The sequence below is a fragment of the Paenibacillus wynnii genome (assembly GCF_000757885.1).
Taxonomy (GTDB): Bacteria; Bacillota; Bacilli; order Paenibacillales; family Paenibacillaceae; genus Paenibacillus_AQ; species Paenibacillus_AQ wynnii.
In genome coordinates this window covers 513,718-531,979 of sequence record NZ_JQCR01000002.1, presented here as the reverse complement: position 1 = coordinate 531,979, position 18,262 = coordinate 513,718, and the positions used below count along the sequence as shown (strand labels likewise).

Here is an 18,262-nt window from a genome sequence, read left to right as displayed (position 1 = left end):
TTTCATCGAAAGGACGAGCCGTATGATGAATGTAATGATCGTAGAAGATGAGACTATTATGAGATTGGCATTAAATACCCTGATTGACTGGGAATCGAACGGATTTCGGATTGTTTATGAAGCGAGTAATGGTTATCAAGCCCTTCAGTATATCAAGGAAAATCGAGAGATTGACATTGTGATTACGGATTTGAAGATGCCTGTGATGGATGGTTTAGAGCTTATTGATGAGCTTAATCAGTTGATTGGGACTTCTCCACATGTTGTCATTTTAAGTGCGTATGATGATTTTGAATTTGTAAGGAAGGCATTTAAGAGGGGAGTAAATGACTACATTCTTAAATCGGAGATGGATCCGAATGTTGTACTGGATCTCTTGAATCGGATCAAGCACGACTGTGAAGTTGAACAGACCATGTCAAGACAATCGAGAGAAATCCGTAATGGTGAACGGGTACGGTTGAAACAGCAAACCATCCGGGAATGGCTTGAAATTGGCGTGAGTCCTCAGTCGGAACCTTCTATTCTGGAGGATTTGAACATGAGGTTGGAATTGAACAACATTACAGTTTCCATGATTCGAGTAGAGGGCTTTGCTGAGGTGCAGGAGCGGTATGGATCGTCCATTGGGGAGTTTGTAAGTTCCGTTGTAAAGTCTATTGATCAGGTTCTAACAGAGGTAGGAACAGGTGAAGTGATTAGCTTTAATCCGTATGAGTACGTGGTGCTCTTATCGTTTCGAACGTGTAGTTTAATGTATGTTCGACAGAGTATTTCGCAGATCATGGACCAAATCATATTTGTATTGAAGGAATATATCAATATTCAAGTCACGATCGGAGTAAGTGAGCTGTGTGAAGAATTAAAGCAAATTCCGGCGTTTTATCTTCAAGCTCGAAAATATGCTGATTTGCGCTTTGTTATTAATAAGCATCGAATCATTTACCCTGAGGATGCGAAGCATTTCTTGAAGCAGTCGGGAGAGACCTTGATCGGGAAGGAGAAAGCCTTGCTGGATGCATTGAAGGAGGGTGAAGAGCAGACCGTCCTGCAAGAACTAGACAATATGTTTGCATTGATTAAGCGTTCTGCCTCTATGGGAAATGAGATACTGCGTGCCCGATACATGGAACTGTTAATGATATTGGTGAAGTTCATGCATGATAACGGCTTTGTAAATAACCAGGAAATGAATAAGATCGAGGACGTATATCGAATGGCTTGGCAGATTGACTCCGCCGGTCATTTGCAAGCCAGGATTTCTAGCTTGGTTAAGCAGCTTCTTCAAGAGATGGATAAGAAGGCGGGGCAAATGAATCGGGTTGTAGCCATTGCCCAAGCTTTTATTATAGAGCATTCTGATGAGGATATTACACTTCGGAAAGTAAGCGAAATCGTGCATTTAAGTGAAAGTCATTTCAGTACATTGTTCTCCAAGGCGGTAGGTGAGACTTTTAAAGAATTTATAACAAAAGTACGCATGGAAAAGGCAATGGAAAGTATGAAGAAGGAGCCTTATCTAAAGATATATGAGATTGCAGAGCGTACAGGATATGCTAGTACGGAGCACTTTAGCCGGGTTTTTAAGAAGGTGATTGGCGTGAGTCCAAATCAGTTCATGAAAACGGTTTCTAAATAACCTAAAACTATATCATGATTTCGAAAACGGATACCGTCTATAAGGATGGTATCCGTTTCTACTTGACACAATAGAGAATCTAAGGGGCTGATAGGAGGAGGCAAATGTATGGACATTTTCATGCTTAGATGTTGATTTCCGCCACGAATCTGAATATCTATGAAATAATGCGAATCGGAAAATTTATCATGAATTCCGAATTAATATCATTAACAGATAAGTAGCGGGTGGATAAGATAGAAACATAGATAATACGGATTTATTTTCCTACCGAATGACCTTCGGTCATGATAATTGACCATTGTTCTCACCTCTACAATCATGGTAGAGATGACCCAGTATATTTTACCCCGATAATTTTCAAATTTAGCTAACTCCACATATTCAGTTTATTGAGAAAATACGCAGTACTCCTATCCGACGGTGATAGTTCTACTCTAATTTGGAGGTGAAGCAATATAAGACGCTAATTCGAAGGCCATAGGCTGCAACAGCATCTATTTTCCTTTAGTTTATATTATATTGTAAAGAGGTGTACTATGAAGAAACTAACGATATGGCTTCTAATTTTCTCGTTTATATTAGGAATGGAATACCCAAGTACAGCTGTATATGCACAGAGCGATAATACGGTTCAGACAGCTGAGAATACAAATGGTAGAACCGTATTGAATATGAATAGCGACTGGGGATTCTACAGAGGTGATTTAGCTGGTTCAGAGGCTATTGACTTTGATGATCAGGCATTTGCCAATATAACCGTTCCACACACCATGAGATTGGAGAAGAAACATGCGAATGGTGGGCAAGCCGTATATCAAGGAATAGGCTGGTACAGACATTATTTTACGGTTTACGAGATGTACAGAGGAAATACAATTAATATTGACTTTGAAGGGGTCATGACCGACAGTGAAATCTATTTAAATGGTGAAAAAATTTATTCCCGTAATGGTGGTTATGTCGGATTTTCTGTAGATATTACAGATAAAGTGAAGTTTGGTGAAACCAATGTTTTAGCCGTAAAGGTATCTAGCTATGATAGTCCAGATACACCGCCAGGAAAGCCAGTAGCCAATCTCGATTTCCATTACTACGGTGGTATTTACAGAGATGTAACCATGAGAATTACAAATAATTTACACATTTCAGATGCATTACAGGCTGACAAAACAGCTAGTGGTGGAGTTTTCGCGACTTATCCTGAAGTGAGCAAAACTTCTGCCAAGGTGAATGTAAAAACGCATGTCGTAAACAAGAATAATACTTCTGCAGATACGAAGGTTGTAAGCAAGATTGTGGAAAAGGAAGGAAATATCGTTGCTCAGGGTGATGCTGATGGTGCAAGTATACCAGCAGGTGGAGATAAACAGTTTAATCAGGATCTAACGATAACCAATCCAAATTTATGGCATCCAGATACACCTTATCTTTATTCATTAGTTAGTGAAGTATACAATGGGTCAACTTTGGTTGATTCTGTTACGACCAAGATAGGGATCAGAACAATAGAGTACAAGGCAGATGGTTTCTATATCAATGGTGAAAGATTATATATACGCGGAGCCAACCGTCATCAGGCCTATCAGAACATCGGAGATGCAGCTCCTAACTCGATGCAGTATCGTGATGCTATGCAAATCAAGGAAAATGGCTTTAATGCGGTTCGTGCGACTCATTATCCCAATGATCCGGCCTTTTTAGATGCAGCTGATGAATTAGGGTTATTAGTTATTGAATGTCAGCCCGGCTGGCAGAACTTCACCAAAAGTCAAAAGTTCTATGATCTAACATTAAGAGATACACGGGAAATGATCAGACGTGACAGAAACAGACCATCAGTAATCCTATGGGAAACTTCACTGAATGAGACGGGCTATTCAGCAGCATGGGCAAAAGAGGTTACTGCGATTGCTCATACAGAATATCCTGGCAACCAGATGTATACAGCGGCTGACCATGGACTTCAGGGATCTTTCTATGATGTAAACTACAAAGTCGTGGATACGAATTGGGAAGATGACCCAAGCAAGTGGACTGATTTTGTTCCAAACAAGCCATTCTTTACTCGTGAATGGGGTGATTTTGAAGAATCTAGCAAGGCGCTGAGAAAAGAAGGCGAAGACGCGATGATGACTCAGATTTTGACGCGTCAGAGATATTTAAATGGAGATGGTTACTCGGACTGGGGTGGCCTCGATGCAAATGACAGAATAGGTGGATACTTCTTATGGAGCTGGAATGACTACGCACGCGGATCAACAACGAAGACATTGGGAAGTGGAACAGTCGATATAGATCGATATGAAAAATATGATTACTACTGGTTACAGTCCATGCAATCGGCTAGAAATTCTATTGTTGGTCCAATGGTGTTTATCGCAAGCACATATTCTCCAACCTCTAGCCTTAATATTAACGTATTCAGTAACAGCGACAGTGTGAAGCTGTATCAGAATAACGTATTGGTGAAAGAACTGACAAGGGAAGAGGCTCTAAAATCTGTTCCGAACATCGCTAAAAAAGGCGGCAGTCCGATATTTACATTTACATTAGATAAGTTTGCGGCTGGAGAACTTAGAGCAGAAGCGATTTTAGATGGGAAAGTTGTGAAAACGCATACAGTGAGAACACCAGGTCAAGCTGCTGGAATAGAAATCGAAGTACGTGACAGAGGAATAGTGCCCGTAGCAGATGGTTCGGATTTAATACCCGTATACTTCAAAGTCGTTGATGCAAATGGAACTGTCGTACCCAACTACGAGGGTAAGATTCAAATTGCTGTAACAGGTGAAGGTGAACTCGTCGGCAAAAATATTGAACGAATAGGTGTCGAAGAACAGAGCGTTGAAGGCGGTATAGGTTTCGCATTTGTAAGAACTACAGACGTCAGTGGAAGTATAAACATTCATGCTACAGCAGAAGGATTAAATGAGGGATCCAAAATCGTAAGTACAGTACCCTATAAAGGTCAGTTTGTCCCTGACGGACAGCATACACCATGGGTTGGTGGAGTTGACAAACTAGAAACCACAGAGCAGGCCTATAAAAATATTGCAATTGGTAAACCTGTTACAAGTTCTTCTGAACAATCAGGTAACTTTGCAAAAAATGCAGTAGATGATGACGAAGGTACAAGATGGTGTGCGAGTGGAGGATCCTTACCACAGTGGATACAGGTTGATTTACAAAAAAGCAGCGCAATAGCTGGTTTTCAGGTGATTTGGGAGAGCAGTACAAATGTTTATAAGTACGATATTGAAGTATCCGAAGATGGGAACAATTGGCAAAAGGTTGTTGATAATACATTAAATACCACGCCGAATGGACATGAAGAAACAAAGCTCGTAGAAACAAAAGGGAGATATGTAAGATTAACCATTGTTGATCGTATAACCAATGGAGATTGGGCATCTTTATATGAGTTTAAGATCATACCTTTAGAAAATGAAGAACCCGGTGACAGAATTACAGATGCGAAAATCGAATCTATCACGTCATCTTCGGAAAGTGAAGCAGACAGGGGTACGGGTAAGCTTAGAGATGGCGTAACGACGATAGGAACAGGCTGGTTATCCAAGGAATTAACTCTTCCGCAGTCCATTACAGTAAAATTCAACAAACCGCAATCCGTTGTTGGAAGCCGTATTTTCTGGGAAAAGGACAGTAACTGGTACACGTATGATTTAGAAGTATCTACGGATGGCCACACATGGCAAAAGGCACTCGATAATCGCTATGTAGGTGGACAGCATTTCACACCAGAGACATTTGCTAAGCCGTATGACAATATCAATTATGTTCGCGTAACGATCAAGGACATCATTGCTGGCGGCGGGTTCAGAATAGGTATGGCGGAACTGATATTATATGGACAGGATTATGAAGAACCAGAGCCTAAGAATTTTGACTATGCAAGTGATCTGGAATGGGTTTCAGCACACAGTGATTATAATGCTGTACTTAAGGATGAACCACAGCATGGTGGCTCCAACCTTGACTTAAACACGGAAGCAGGAGTCCAGACCTTTACGAAAGGATTATCATCTGATACAAATTCAGAGGTTGTATACAATGTAGATGGTCGTAAGTATACAAGATTCCAAGCCTATGCAGGAATTGACAAGAAAGCTCCTAAAATGGGTGGAGAAGCAATCTTTAAAGTATTTAAAGATGATGAGCTTATCTATACAAGCCCTGTCAAGATGCGAGACGACAACTGTGAATTTATTGATCTTGATATCACAGGAGCCAAGCAGATTAAGCTTGTTGCTGAATGGCATAATAATCCTGAAAATCCTGAATCTAGGTATAATACGCATGTGGACTGGGCAGATGCCAAGCTCATCCATGACGTAACTGTACCAACGAAGACTGGAACCATTGCAGGAACAGTGACGACGGGGGAAAACGCTCTTCTAGAAGGTGTTAAAGTAAGTCTGACGGTAGGTGAAGCGGTATACGCTGCAACAACGTCAGCAGAAGGAATCTATGCAATTATCAATGTGCCAGTAGGAACTGGCTACACTGTAACAGCTAGTGTGTATGGCTATACAGAGCAAAGTAAAAGTGCAGATGTCATAGCAAATGAAACAACAACACTTGATTTTAACTTGGAAGCAACGACAACAACAGACACAACTGCACCAACATGGTCAGCGGATGCTAAACTATCAGCTTCAAATGTTGGTAAAACTAGCCTTAAGCTTTCATGGACAGCGGCTAGTGATGATACTGCTGTAACCAGCTACAAGGTTTATAAAAATGGTAATGTACTGGCTATATTAGCAGGAGATATGATTAGCTACAACGTTACAGGTTTAGGATCTGACACGACCTACAACTTTAAAGTCGAAGCAGGCGATGCAGCAGGAAACTGGAGCGTGGATGGTCCAAGCGTAAGGATAACGACAGAAGCTAACTCTTCGGATAGTGGATGGACGCCATCACCAGATCCTAAACCTATGCCAACACCAACGCCTAAGCCAATTGAACCAACGAAACCAGTTAAACCTACGAAGCCTGTAGTGCCAAAAGTAGAGTTTACTGACATTGCGGACCATTGGGTTAAAGCTTCAATTGAAAAGTCTGTAGAGCTAGGTTTTGTAAGAGGATATGAAGATGGGACTTTTAGACCTAATCGAACTGTAACGCGTGGTGAGATTGCTGCGATGTTAGCTAAAGCACTGAAATTGGAGACTACTGATACTGAGTTTAGTTTTGATGATAAAGATGAAACACCAGTATGGGCTCAGCCATTCATTCAAGCCATTGCTAAAGCTGGTTACATTTCAGGATACGAGGATGGCACATTCCATGCGAATAATGAAATAACACGATCTGAAATAGTAGTCATTATTGTTCGTGCACTAGGTCTTGAAGTGGATTCTAATGCACAACTGACATTCAATGATGCGGAGCAGGTTCCGGTATGGGCTAGACCCTATATTGCAGCAGCCGTGGAAGCAGGTCTTGTTAAAGGGAACGGGGATGGCAAATTCAATCCTAACGGTCCAACAACAAGAGCTGAGGCCATCACATTGATTTTAGGAATGTTAAGCCATCTTAAATAAGTTAGAGAAGAGTCGCTATACTATATTTTAGTAGATTAATCCCCTTCAAGCACATACGCGAATGCAGCTTTTTGAAAGCATGAGCTACGAGTGCGCTGGAGGGGTTTTTTTACGCTTACCGTAAAATTTATCAATAAATCAAAATTATCATCATTATCCTATCTATGGCGGGAGAGTAAGATGTAAACATAAATCATTCGAGGACGCCAAACAGATAGCACTTGGTAATCGGAATGCTCCTTCCTATGAACAATTTCCATGAATTTAATAACATTTGTAAGCGGTTCCGCCCCGAAAGTGAATTCATAGGAGGTGATGCTGACTTCATAGCTAATGCATTAAAGGTTAATTGCAATTATTTGGAAGTAATAGATCTAATCTTGAAGGAGGTAACAAAATGTCACTGTCAAAGGTATTTAAAAACTTAGCCATTGTGGTGCCTCTGCACAAATGATTAGCATTACGATTCCTGCATTTTCAGGAATTGCGGATGCTGCAGCTAATGATGGAATCATTGAATCAAATATAATGTCAGTTCAGCTAGACCAGAATTTCCCGAGGGTAATCAAGTAGGAGTACAACAATAAAGTTCTATATGGACCAGAAGATGTACTAAACACAATAAGAATTAACGGGACAGACTATGTACCGAGAGTGAAGTACACAGAAGAGGCAGACAAAGCCTACTATGTGCTAACTGTTGATGAGCTGAATGTAGTCATAAATCTAACAATGACAGTAAAAAAGAATACACTTGATTTCGAAGTAACAAAGGTAGGGAGAAAATGGTACAGCAAGAATACATACCATTGAAATTCCGAACCATAGCTTGGTATCAGTAAGAAGTACAGAAGCGGGTGCCAATTTTGCCGGTTCCAGAATGGAAAACGCCGTTTATAAAAAAGGTGATGTGTATCAAGATGTATCAGGTACTCCTACGGTAGATAGTACACCAAAAAACTATATGTACGCGTTCATTAGCAATGATCAACTGGCAGCAGGCGTTTGGTCGAATGCATTCGGTGATACAAATGCTGATGGAGACAATGACAATCACCGTATTGTGAAACAGACGACCAAGAAAACGGATTACTCTCGTACGGCTTTGTGGAGTGCGCGATGGTACTAGTGATTTTGTAACCGGTTTCACGTTGATCATCTCAAAGGAGGTGATGCTGATCGATAGCAATTGCACGAAAGATCAATTAAGAGTAATTGGCAAGTAATCGATTGAACTCGAAGGAGGATAAAAATGTCACTGTCAAAGGTATTTAAAAACCTAGCAATTTTGGTAGTCTCTGCACAAATGATTAGCATTACAATTCCTGCATTTTCAGGAATTGCGGATGCTGCAGCTAATGATGGGATCATAACATCCAATGAAATGTCAGTTCAATTAGATCAGAATTTCCCAAGAGTAGTGAAATATGAGTTAAATAACAAGGTGTTGAATGGTTCAGAAGATGCATTAAACATAGTAAGAATTAACGGAACAGACTATGTACCGAAAGTAAAGTACACAGAAGAGGCAGACAAAGCCTACTATGTGCTAACTGTTGATGAGCTGAATGTAGTCATTAATCTAACAATGACAGTAGTAAAAAATACACTTGATTTCGAAGTAACAAAGGTAGAAGAAAATGGTACAGCAAGAATACATACCATTGAAATTCCGAACCATAGCTTGGTATCAGTAAGAAGTACAGAAGCGGGTGCCAAATTTGCCGGTTCCAGAATGGAAAACGCTGTTTATAAAAAAGGCGATGTGTACCAAGATGTATCAGGAACTCCTGCGGTAGATACTACTCCAAGAAACTATATGTACGCGTTCATTAACAATGATCAACTGGCAGCAGGGGTTTGGTCGAATGCATTCGGTGATACAAATGCTGATGGAGACAATGACAACCACCGTATTGTGAAACAGACGACCAAGAAAACGGATTACTCCCGTACGGCTTTGTGGAGTGCTTCATGGGTATATCGTGGAAATAATATGCCAGATAACATAACAGAATCATTACCACATAGTAAGGTCGTAATTACAGCGGATGCAAATGCGGATGCTAAAATGGATTGGCAGGATGCAGCTGTTGCATTCCGTGATATCATGAACAATCCTGTAGGCAGCGATCGCATGTCCGAACTTGTTGTTCACCGTATACCGATGAACTTTGGCAGCCAGGCTACCAACCCATTCTTAAAGACCTTAGATGAGACAAAGCGAATTTATCTCTCAACGGATGGGCTTGGACAGTGGGTGGAATTAAAGGGTTACCAAGCAGAAGGGCATGACTCCGCACATCCGGATTACGGCGGACATATCGGTGTACGTCAGGGCGGACAGAAGGATATGGATACGCTTGTAAGAGAAGCGCAGAACTATAATGCATTCATGGGTGTACATATTAGCGGCACAGGTGCTCACCCGGAAGCAAAGGCTTTCGACGATCAATTAGTAAATGTTAACAAACCCGGCTGGGACTGGCTTGATCCATCCTATGACTTTGATGACCCAACATATCGTAGAGAAGTTTATTCTGGCAACAGACTGAACCGTTTACAGATGTTAAAGAACGATGCGCCAACACTTGATTTTATTTATGCCGATGCATGGTATGAGCAGGGCTTTAACGGAAGAAGATTTGCAAGAGATGTGAATTCTTCTGGCTGGGCGCTTATGACGGAGTTTCCAAATGTATTAGAAGATGAAGCCGTTTGGAATCACTGGTCGGTTGACTATGATTACGGCGGAAAGAACATCAAGGGCTATAGCAGTGATATCGCTAGATTTGTAAGAAATCACCAGAAAGATACGTGGATCGTTCGCCATCCAATCCTAGGCGGTACGGAGGCAAATGATGCGGAAGGATGGCAGGGTAGAGTAGATTATGATGAAATGATGGATATTGTATTCAAAACAAATCTGCCAACGAAATATCTGCAAAGCTTCCCCATGACGAAGTACGATGTGAAAAACAATGTAGGAAAAGTTGAATTTAAAGGAAATGTTGTTGCGCAGAGAACAGAAGATGGAAAAAGAACCTTCACGAAAGATGGTAAAAAGCTTCTTGAAGAAGATGTAACAATTCAACAAGGAACAAGTAACGGTAATGTTTATGATGATGTAAAATTCAATAACCTCAAATATTTGTTGCCATGGTCGCCAAATGCCGATAAGACGGATAGTGAATTGGCTAAAGTTGAAGAGAAACTGTACCACTACAATGAAGTTGGCGGATCAACGACTTGGGAGCTTCCAAATAGCTGGAACAATGTATCAACAGTGAAGTTGTATACATTAACAGATACGGGTAAGCAAGAAGCAAAAGAATTAAGCGTAGTTGATGGCAAAATCACGATTGATGCAGAAGCAAAACAAGCTTACGTTGTATACAAAGATGATGTTTCTGTAACTGCTGAAGATATGAATTGGGGATTTGCATTGCCTGCAAAGGATCCAAGCTTCAACAGCGGAACGTTGGATAACTGGGATGTAAAAAGCGGAGCAGCAATAGTAGAACGTAATCATCGTGGACAATATGAATTAGTCGTCAAAGAAAATACGGAAGAGACGGTATTAGAGACGAAGTTATCAGGATTGAACCCTGGAACCTACTCGGCTTCCATATATGTTCAGGTAGGAAATACGCCAAACAGTACAAATGCAACTGATCTAAACACGGCAGGAAATGCAAAACGTAAAACGACGATTGGCGTGAAAGATTTCGGTGGGGCAGACATCACGAACTATACTGAAAGTTCACCACTTAAAAATTATATCTCAGCTGACTCCAAGCACAGCACAAATATGCAGAGAATGAGAGTCGTTTTTGATGTAGCAGAAGGACAGGGAACTGCAACATTATACTTGAAAGTAGCTCCAGGAACAACGATTGTAAGCTTTGACGATGTTCGCTGCGTACCTAGCAAGAGAGTTGTACCGCAATCTCCAGAGGTAGTCGTAGTAGAAGATTTTGAACATGTGGACCAAGGGTTGACTCCATTTGTCATAGCAGATGCTGACGGAGTAAGTGATCCTCGTACGCATTTATCAGAATTACACGCTCCATACACCCAGAAAGGTTGGAATGGAAAAGAAGTCGATGACGTATTAAATGGCGAATGGTCCATTAAGTCCCATAAAACCGGCAGCGGTCTGATCATGAGAACATTACCGCAGACTTTACGATTTGATAAAGGAACAACTTACGAAGTATCTTTCAAATACGAAAGCCAGTTCGATAAGAAGATTAATTTCGTTGTTGGTAATGGTACGAAGGAATTGATGAATGTACCTATACCGCAGACAACCGTTCCTACACCGTTTACTGTTAAATTTACAGCAAGCACGGAAGATTTCTGGATTGGAACAAGGAATACGGTTGGCGATACAGCTGGAGACTTTATCCTTGATGATCTTGTGGTTAAAGAAGCAAAGGATGATGCTATCATTGAACCACCACAAATTAATCCTGTCGACTTATCTGTTATACCTGTAGATGGTATCACTGCAAGTGCAACGGGTTATGAACCAAGTGATGCACCAGAAAATGTTCTTGATGGAAACACAGGTTCATTGTGGCACACAGCTTGGGATGGAAGTGATACATTACCACAATCCATTACGCTTGATTTAGGTAAAGCTTACAATGTTAACAGAGTAGATGTAACGCCAAGACAAAACCAGCAAAATGGAATGATAACGAAATATGAGTTATATACAAGTGCCGATGGAGTGGTTTTTGAGAAGGTAGCAGTAGGTGATTGGGACGTTAATAAAGATACAAAGTCTATAAATATTGATAATCCTAAGCCAATAACTCATGTTAAGTTAACAGCGTTAGAAGGTATTAATGGTTGGGCGAGTGTAGCTGAAATGCGAGTTGCTCAAGAAGCTCCATCCATAACTGGACCCAATACCGTTGAAGTTAGTACTGCAGTTGGCATGCATCCGGAAATGCCTGCAACTGTAAAGGCAACACTCAGCAACGGCACAGAAACGGATTTGCCAGTTCAATGGCCAGCCATTGCCCCTTCCAAATATGCTGAAGAAGGAAAATTTGAAGTAATAGGACACATTAATGGCGTTGAAGCTGCAGCTATTACAGCTACTGTTACAGTAACAGCTAGTGGGGCAGTAGATATCGTAGATGCAAAAGTGATGACGGTTTACACGACAGTAGGAACTGCACCTATGATGCCAGCAACGGCTAAGATGGTAACCTCAACGGGTACAGCTATCAATGTACCTGTCACTTGGGATGAAATTATTGAAGATCGCTACAAAAGTGTTGGGTCATTCAATGTAACGGGTACCGTAGAAGGTACGAATATCAAAGCTCAGATGATTGTTATCGTTACAAATCATGGGGCTGCAATCATTGAAATTCCTGCAATTAAAATGAGTACGTTTATTGGCATAAAACCGCTTTTACCAAGCATGATCGAAGTAACGATGAGCGATAATTCAAAGCGTTTTGTAGCTGTGACGTGGGATCTTATTACGGATGAGCAGATTAACAAAGAAGGTCAATTTACTGTAAATGGTACGATTGAAGGTACGGATAAAAAAGCTGTTGCAGAAATGACAGTCAATGAAGATCCGAACATTGCACTGGGTAAACCTGCAACCGCAAGCAGTCAGCAGTCAAGCAATACGGCAGCGATGGGTAATGACGGCCAAACATCAACGCGTTGGTGCATAAGCGATCCAAGCACTGAACAATGGTGGAAGGTTGACCTGGGAGCACAGTACGATGTTACGGGTTCAAAGATGACTTGGGAATCCGCTTCAGGTACGATGAAGTACAGAATAGAAGTCTCTTCGGATGGAGAGACCTGGAACAAAACAGTGGATAAGTGGGGTACTCCAGTAACAGAAAGTGTTACAGAAGATACTTGGACAGCGAAAAAAGTGAAATATATAAAAGTGACAGCTCTGGGTATTAATCCAGCATGGGCAGGGTTCCGTGAGTTTGAAGCTTACGGTGCTAAATCAACTGTAGTGGATACAACAGCGCTAGAAGAAGCGATTGCAGCAGCTCAAGTAAAAGTTGACAAAGCAGTAGTTGGTAATCAGCCAGGACAATATCCACAAGCAGCAGTAGATGCATTAAAAACAGCTATTCAAGCAGCACAGGATGTTGTTGGGACAGCAACAACACAAGCAGAAGTGACAGCAGCAATCGAAGTACTGCAAGCAGCGGTAAAAGCATTCGATGATGCAAAGATTACTGGGGAAGAACCACCAGTAGTGGATACAACAGAGCTAGAAGCAGCGATTGCAGCAGCTCAGGTCAAAGTTGAAAAAGCAGTAGTTGGTGATCAGCCAGGACAATATCCGCAAGCGGCAGTCGATGCATTACAAGCAGCGATTAAAGCGGCGCAAGGTATTGTTGCAACAGCAACAACACGAGCAGAAGTGACAACAGGGATCGAAGCGCTTCAAGCAGCAGTAAAAACATTCAATGTTGCAAAAATTCCTGGGGAAGAACCAGCAGAAGTGGTTACAACAGAGCTGAAAGCAGCGATCACAGCAGCTCAGGTCAAAGTTAAAAATGCAGTAGTTGGTCATCAGCCAGGACAATATCCGCAAGCGGCAGTCGATGCATTACAAGCAGCGATTAAAGCGGCGCAAGGTATTGTTGCAACAGCAACAACACAAGCAGAAGTGACAACAGGGATCGAAGCGCTTCAAGCAGCAGTAAAAACATTCGATATTGCAAAAATTTCTGGGGAAGAACCACCAGTAGACAAAGCTGCACCAACATGGTCAGAAGATAAAACATTAACGACTTCAAATGTTGGCAGAACCAGCCTTACACTTTCTTGGACAATAGCAGCGGATGATACGGGTGTAACAAGCTATAAAGTCTACAAGAACGGAAGCGAACTCGTTACATTAGCAGGTAATATCACGAGCTATGCCGTCAGCGGCCTGTCATCTGACACGAAGTATACTTTCAATGTTGAAGCAGGCGATGCGGCAGACAACTGGAGCGTGAATGGTCCAAGTGCAGCGGTAACGACTGAAGCTAGCTCTTCGGGTGGTGGCTGGACACCGACGCCAGATCCAAAGCCTACACCAAAACCAGAAGATGATATTAAGCCAACGAAACCAGCAGATCCAGTAAAACCAACGAAGCCTGAACCTCCAAAAGTAGAGCTTACTGATCTTGCGGATCATTGGGCTAAGGTTTCCATTGAAAAATCCGTTGAACTTGGTTTTGTAACGGGCTATGAAGATGGAACTTTCCGCCCGAATGGTACGGTAACACGTGGTGAGTTTTCAACGATGTTAGCAAGAGCGTTGAAATTGGAACTTGGTGATGCTGAGTTTAATTTTGCAGATCAGAAGCAAACCCCAGTATGGGCTAAAGCCTTCATTCAAGCAATTGCTAAAGCTGGTTTCATTACAGGATACGAAGATGGTACATTCTGTCCGAATAAAGAAATAACACGTTCTGAATTAGTAGTCATTGTTGTTCGTGCACTGGGTCTTGAAGTAAATCCAAAGGCAACATTGGCATTTGATGATGCAGAGCAGATTCCAGTATGGGCAAAACCATATGTGGCAACAGCTGCAGAAGCAGGCTTAATTAAGGGGAATGGGAATGGCAAATTTAATCCGAATGCCTCTTCCTCTAGAGCTGAAGCAATCACATTGATTCTAGCGATGCTAAACGCAAAATAATTAGGAAGTAACTTAACGAAGAAGATCATCTGCTCTAGTGTAGGTGATCTTCTTGCTTCTTCAAGAGATCGATAGCCTAAAACTATATCATGATTTCGAATGTTTTATCATTCTGATCTCTTATCGGAAGGGCTATGATGTAAGCAGCAGGTGAGTAATTGCTTGCATCAAATAAGTATAGGGGGAATGTGAAATGTATAATGTTCGACCACGTATTACACGCATACTATCTATGATCATGATTTCGGCCTTAATGATTCCATTGGTTTCAGGTTGTACTAAAGGGGAAAAGGTTGCTAATAACGGGAAATCTACTCAGCCGGATACTCAGCAGGAGCAGAAAGAAGACAAGAAGGATCCTGTTACATTAAAATTCCCAATATGGTCAACGATTACGGAGGATTTATTTACAAAGCTGGATCTTGTAAACGAATACAAAAAAGAACACCCGAATGTCACCATTGAATTGGAGCTGTTAAAGGATACGGAGTATGAAAATACGATGAAGATCCGGAATTCAGCAAACGAATTGCCAGATATTTTGCCACTAAAATCATCATGGCTGATTAATTTCAAGGATAATATTTTGCCTCTTGATGACTTAGATGCAGCCAAGAACAACATGTTCGCAGCTGATTTCAAGGTGGGTGATCATATTTATGGTGTACCCGAAAGCCAATTCAATGAGTATGTCTGGTATCGGAAGAGTATTTTTAAGGAATATGGACTTGAGATTCCAAAGACCTGGGGAGAATTTGTAACTGCTGCTAAAACCATTAAAGACGGTGGCAAATATATTCCGATTGCCATGGGCGGTAAAGACGCATGGCCGGATTATCCTTTCAACGAATTTATGCCTTCTCTTGAAGCAGGAGATGGGGATTACTGGTCAACTATGGCGACGATAGATGAACCTTTTACGAAAGGCCAAGCTTTCTATGATGCTTATGCGAAAATTCAGGAACTGTACAATGCTCAAGTAATGGGTCCTGATCCACTTGGTGTTGGCTTTGATCAAGCCAAGCTGATGTTTGGTTCCAATCAAGCGGCGATGATTGCTCTTGGTCAATGGTTCGGCAGTGATTTGAAATCGATGACTGATGTGGATATCAATGATGTAGGTGCCTTCTTGTTGCCGGTTCGAAATTCAGTAGATGATCCATTCAATACGATTTCCATGGTAGATACGTTCTTTACAATTCCGAAAACTTCGAAGTATCCAGATGAAGCGAAAGAATTCATTAACTGGTTCTTCAGTGATGCATGGTATTCTAAATATTTGACCGAGGCTCAACTTCAATCGACGGTGAAGGATGTAAAGATTGATCTAGGTACAATGTTCAATGGTGCTTTTGACGTATCAAATCTGAATTATGTGCTTAATAAAGGCGGTAATGAGGATTATAAGAAAATTGAATCGGCGATTAAGTTCGATGTGAAGAAAATGGGGCAGGACATGATGTCAGGCAAGGATTTCAATAAGATGATGCAGGAAATGAATAAAAGTTGGAAAAATGCCCGTTCCAAATAAAAATAAATCTCAATTCGAAAGTTGAGTATTGAGGAAAGTGGCTACCGTTTAGATAGCCACTTTCCAAATATAGAAAGGGTTGGGGAGGTAGAAATGAAAACGATTTCTAAGCAGAAAAACATACTGTTATTCAGCTTTTTATTGATTCCTATATTGCTGCTATTGGTGTTTGTACTTTACCCGCTTATAGAGCTTGTCAGACTAAGTTTTACCGATTGGAATGGAGTTGAAGCCCAGCAAGTTTATATAGGTTTCGACAATTACATTAAGATGTTTACGGATTCATCAGATGTATGGCTATCACTTCGCAATAACGGCATCTACTTCATTTTTCATTCAATTATGATTCCGCTTGAACTAATGATTGCGGTTTTATTGGATAGTAAGATTCGTGCCAGTAAGTTTTTTAAGACCATCGTATTCATGCCTTACATAATCAATGGGGTTGCTATTTCGTATATATTCGCCTTCTTTTACAGTCCTATTAATGGTGGGTTAAATGGCATTCTTGAAGTGCTTGGGTTAGAGTCGCTCATACAGAATTGGTTGACGAATGATTCTATAGTTAACATTAGCTTAGTGTTTGTATCGATTTGGCGATTCTCAGGCTTCCATGTCATCTTATTCCTAGCCGGCTTACAATCCATTCCTCAGGATCAATTCGAGGCAGCAGAAATTGATGGTGCCAACAGCATTCAGAATTTCTGGTATATTATCGTTCCTGGTGTGAAAAAGGTACTCGAGGTTATTTTGTTCTTAAACGTCGTTGGGGCACTACAAGTGTTCGATATTCCGTATATTATGACACAGGGCGGTCCTGGTCATGCGAGTAGTACATTCATATTATATACCCTGGAGACGGCCTTTAAATTTAACAGCTTCGGTATGGCTTCTGCGATGGGCATCACGATGTTAATTCTCATTTTAATCCTGAATGGTGTACAGAACAGGCTGTTCAACCTGAAAGGGGTTGGTGAGGAATGACGACATCTCGTTTAGCAATCCCTATCAAAAAGCTTGCCTTGTATTTCATTCTAATTATGATTTGTATGATTATATTCATTCCCTTGCTTATAACGTTATTCGCTTCATTTAAAACTTCGGTGGAAATTGGCTCTGAATTTGCTCTGAAGTTGCCTGCAAGCTTTCATTTCGATAACTACAAAGTTGTACTGGAAAAGGGGAAGTTTTTACAGGGATTTGGTAATTCTTTATTCCTTATTGCATTCAGTGTCATCATTAATTCTCTATTGGGAACAATGACTGCCTATGCGATTAATAGATTTGATTTTCGTTTGAAGAAGATCATACTCGGTCTCTTTGTAGCAGGTATGATCATGCCCAGTATGATTACTGAAATTTCACGGTTTACCATTATAAAAAATCTTGGACTTTATAATACAATTTGGGCTCCGATCGTGATTTATGCAGCAACGAATCTGGTACAGCTCTTTATTTATACGCAGTTCATAAATGGTATTCCCAAAGAATTGGATGAGAGTTCGATGCTGGATGGTTGTTCGTACTTTAAAGTTTTTACTAAAATGATTTTCCCACTTCTACTGCCGGCAACTGCAACATTAGCAATTATTAAAGCGGTTGATGTTATGAATGATATGTATGTTCCGTATTTGTATATGCCGTCAAGCAAACTAAGAACGTTGACTACAACGTTGATGTATTTTAGTAGTTCAAAGTTTGGAAGTTGGGATTATTTAAGCGCTGCGATTGTATTGGTTATGTTGCCGACACTTGTGATTTACCTAATATTTTCAAAGTATATTTTCAAAGGTATTGTTGCAGGCGCAGTGAAATCATAAGGA

At 40.9% G+C, this 18,262-nt stretch carries 7 protein-coding genes and 1 pseudogene; all 8 read left to right on the top strand.

All coding sequences use genetic code 11. The features are described 5' to 3' along the window. Nucleotides 1-22: 22 nt before the first annotated feature. The 8 genes and pseudogenes from PWYN_RS05070 to PWYN_RS05040 all read left to right on the top strand — a co-directional run bounded on the left by PWYN_RS05070 (nucleotide 23) and on the right by PWYN_RS05040 (nucleotide 18,259). A complete protein-coding gene (locus tag PWYN_RS05070) occupies nucleotides 23-1,639 on the top strand; it encodes a response regulator (RefSeq protein ID WP_036649130.1) in 1,617 nt (538 codons plus the stop codon). Nucleotides 1,640-2,178: 539 nt separating this feature from the next. Then, the gene (locus PWYN_RS27840) at nucleotides 2,179-7,212 is read left to right on the top strand and encodes a glycoside hydrolase family 2 (RefSeq protein WP_052087764.1); all 5,034 of its coding nucleotides are present in this window, start codon (nucleotides 2,179-2,181) and stop codon (nucleotides 7,210-7,212) included. Nucleotides 7,213-7,833: 621 nt separating this feature from the next. Beyond that, complete coding sequence (locus PWYN_RS30265) at nucleotides 7,834-8,025, top strand: hypothetical protein (RefSeq protein ID WP_338049191.1); 192 nt, start codon at nucleotides 7,834-7,836, stop codon at nucleotides 8,023-8,025. Continuing rightward, nucleotides 8,009-8,341: pseudogene (locus PWYN_RS29105) on the top strand (hypothetical protein); the annotation flags it as partial. The gene PWYN_RS30265 and the pseudogene PWYN_RS29105, both read left to right, overlap by 17 nt. A gap of 123 nt (nucleotides 8,342-8,464) precedes the next feature. Then, nucleotides 8,465-14,908, top strand: coding sequence for an endo-alpha-N-acetylgalactosaminidase family protein (locus PWYN_RS27835; RefSeq protein WP_052087763.1), 6,444 nt, complete (start codon nucleotides 8,465-8,467; stop codon nucleotides 14,906-14,908). 193 nt (nucleotides 14,909-15,101) lie between these two features. Beyond that, nucleotides 15,102-16,439, top strand: coding sequence for an ABC transporter substrate-binding protein (locus PWYN_RS05050; RefSeq protein ID WP_052087762.1), 1,338 nt, complete (start codon nucleotides 15,102-15,104; stop codon nucleotides 16,437-16,439). A 93-nt stretch (nucleotides 16,440-16,532) separates the two neighbouring features. Beyond that, nucleotides 16,533-17,423 carry a carbohydrate ABC transporter permease gene (locus PWYN_RS05045; RefSeq protein ID WP_036649122.1) on the top strand — a complete coding sequence of 297 codons (891 nt, stop codon included), beginning with the start codon at nucleotides 16,533-16,535 and terminating at the stop codon, nucleotides 17,421-17,423. Beyond that, a complete protein-coding gene (locus tag PWYN_RS05040; protein ID WP_036649119.1) occupies nucleotides 17,420-18,259 on the top strand; it encodes a carbohydrate ABC transporter permease in 840 nt (279 codons plus the stop codon). The genes PWYN_RS05045 and PWYN_RS05040 overlap by 4 nt, the downstream gene beginning before the upstream one ends. Nucleotides 18,260-18,262 lie beyond the last annotated feature (3 nt).

Bases quoted from the DNA above. Each gene is read 5' to 3' on its own strand.
- PWYN_RS05070 (WP_036649130.1), top strand. From the start codon at position 23: ATGATGAATGTAATGATCGTAGAAGATGAGACTATTATGAGATTGGCA.
- PWYN_RS27840 (WP_052087764.1), top strand. From the start codon at position 2,179: ATGAAGAAACTAACGATATGGCTTCTAATTTTCTCGTTTATATTAGGA.
- PWYN_RS27835 (WP_052087763.1), top strand. From the start codon at position 8,465: ATGTCACTGTCAAAGGTATTTAAAAACCTAGCAATTTTGGTAGTCTCT.
- PWYN_RS05050 (WP_052087762.1), top strand. From the start codon at position 15,102: ATGTATAATGTTCGACCACGTATTACACGCATACTATCTATGATCATG.
- PWYN_RS05045 (WP_036649122.1), top strand. From the start codon at position 16,533: ATGAAAACGATTTCTAAGCAGAAAAACATACTGTTATTCAGCTTTTTA.
- PWYN_RS05040 (WP_036649119.1), top strand. From the start codon at position 17,420: ATGACGACATCTCGTTTAGCAATCCCTATCAAAAAGCTTGCCTTGTAT.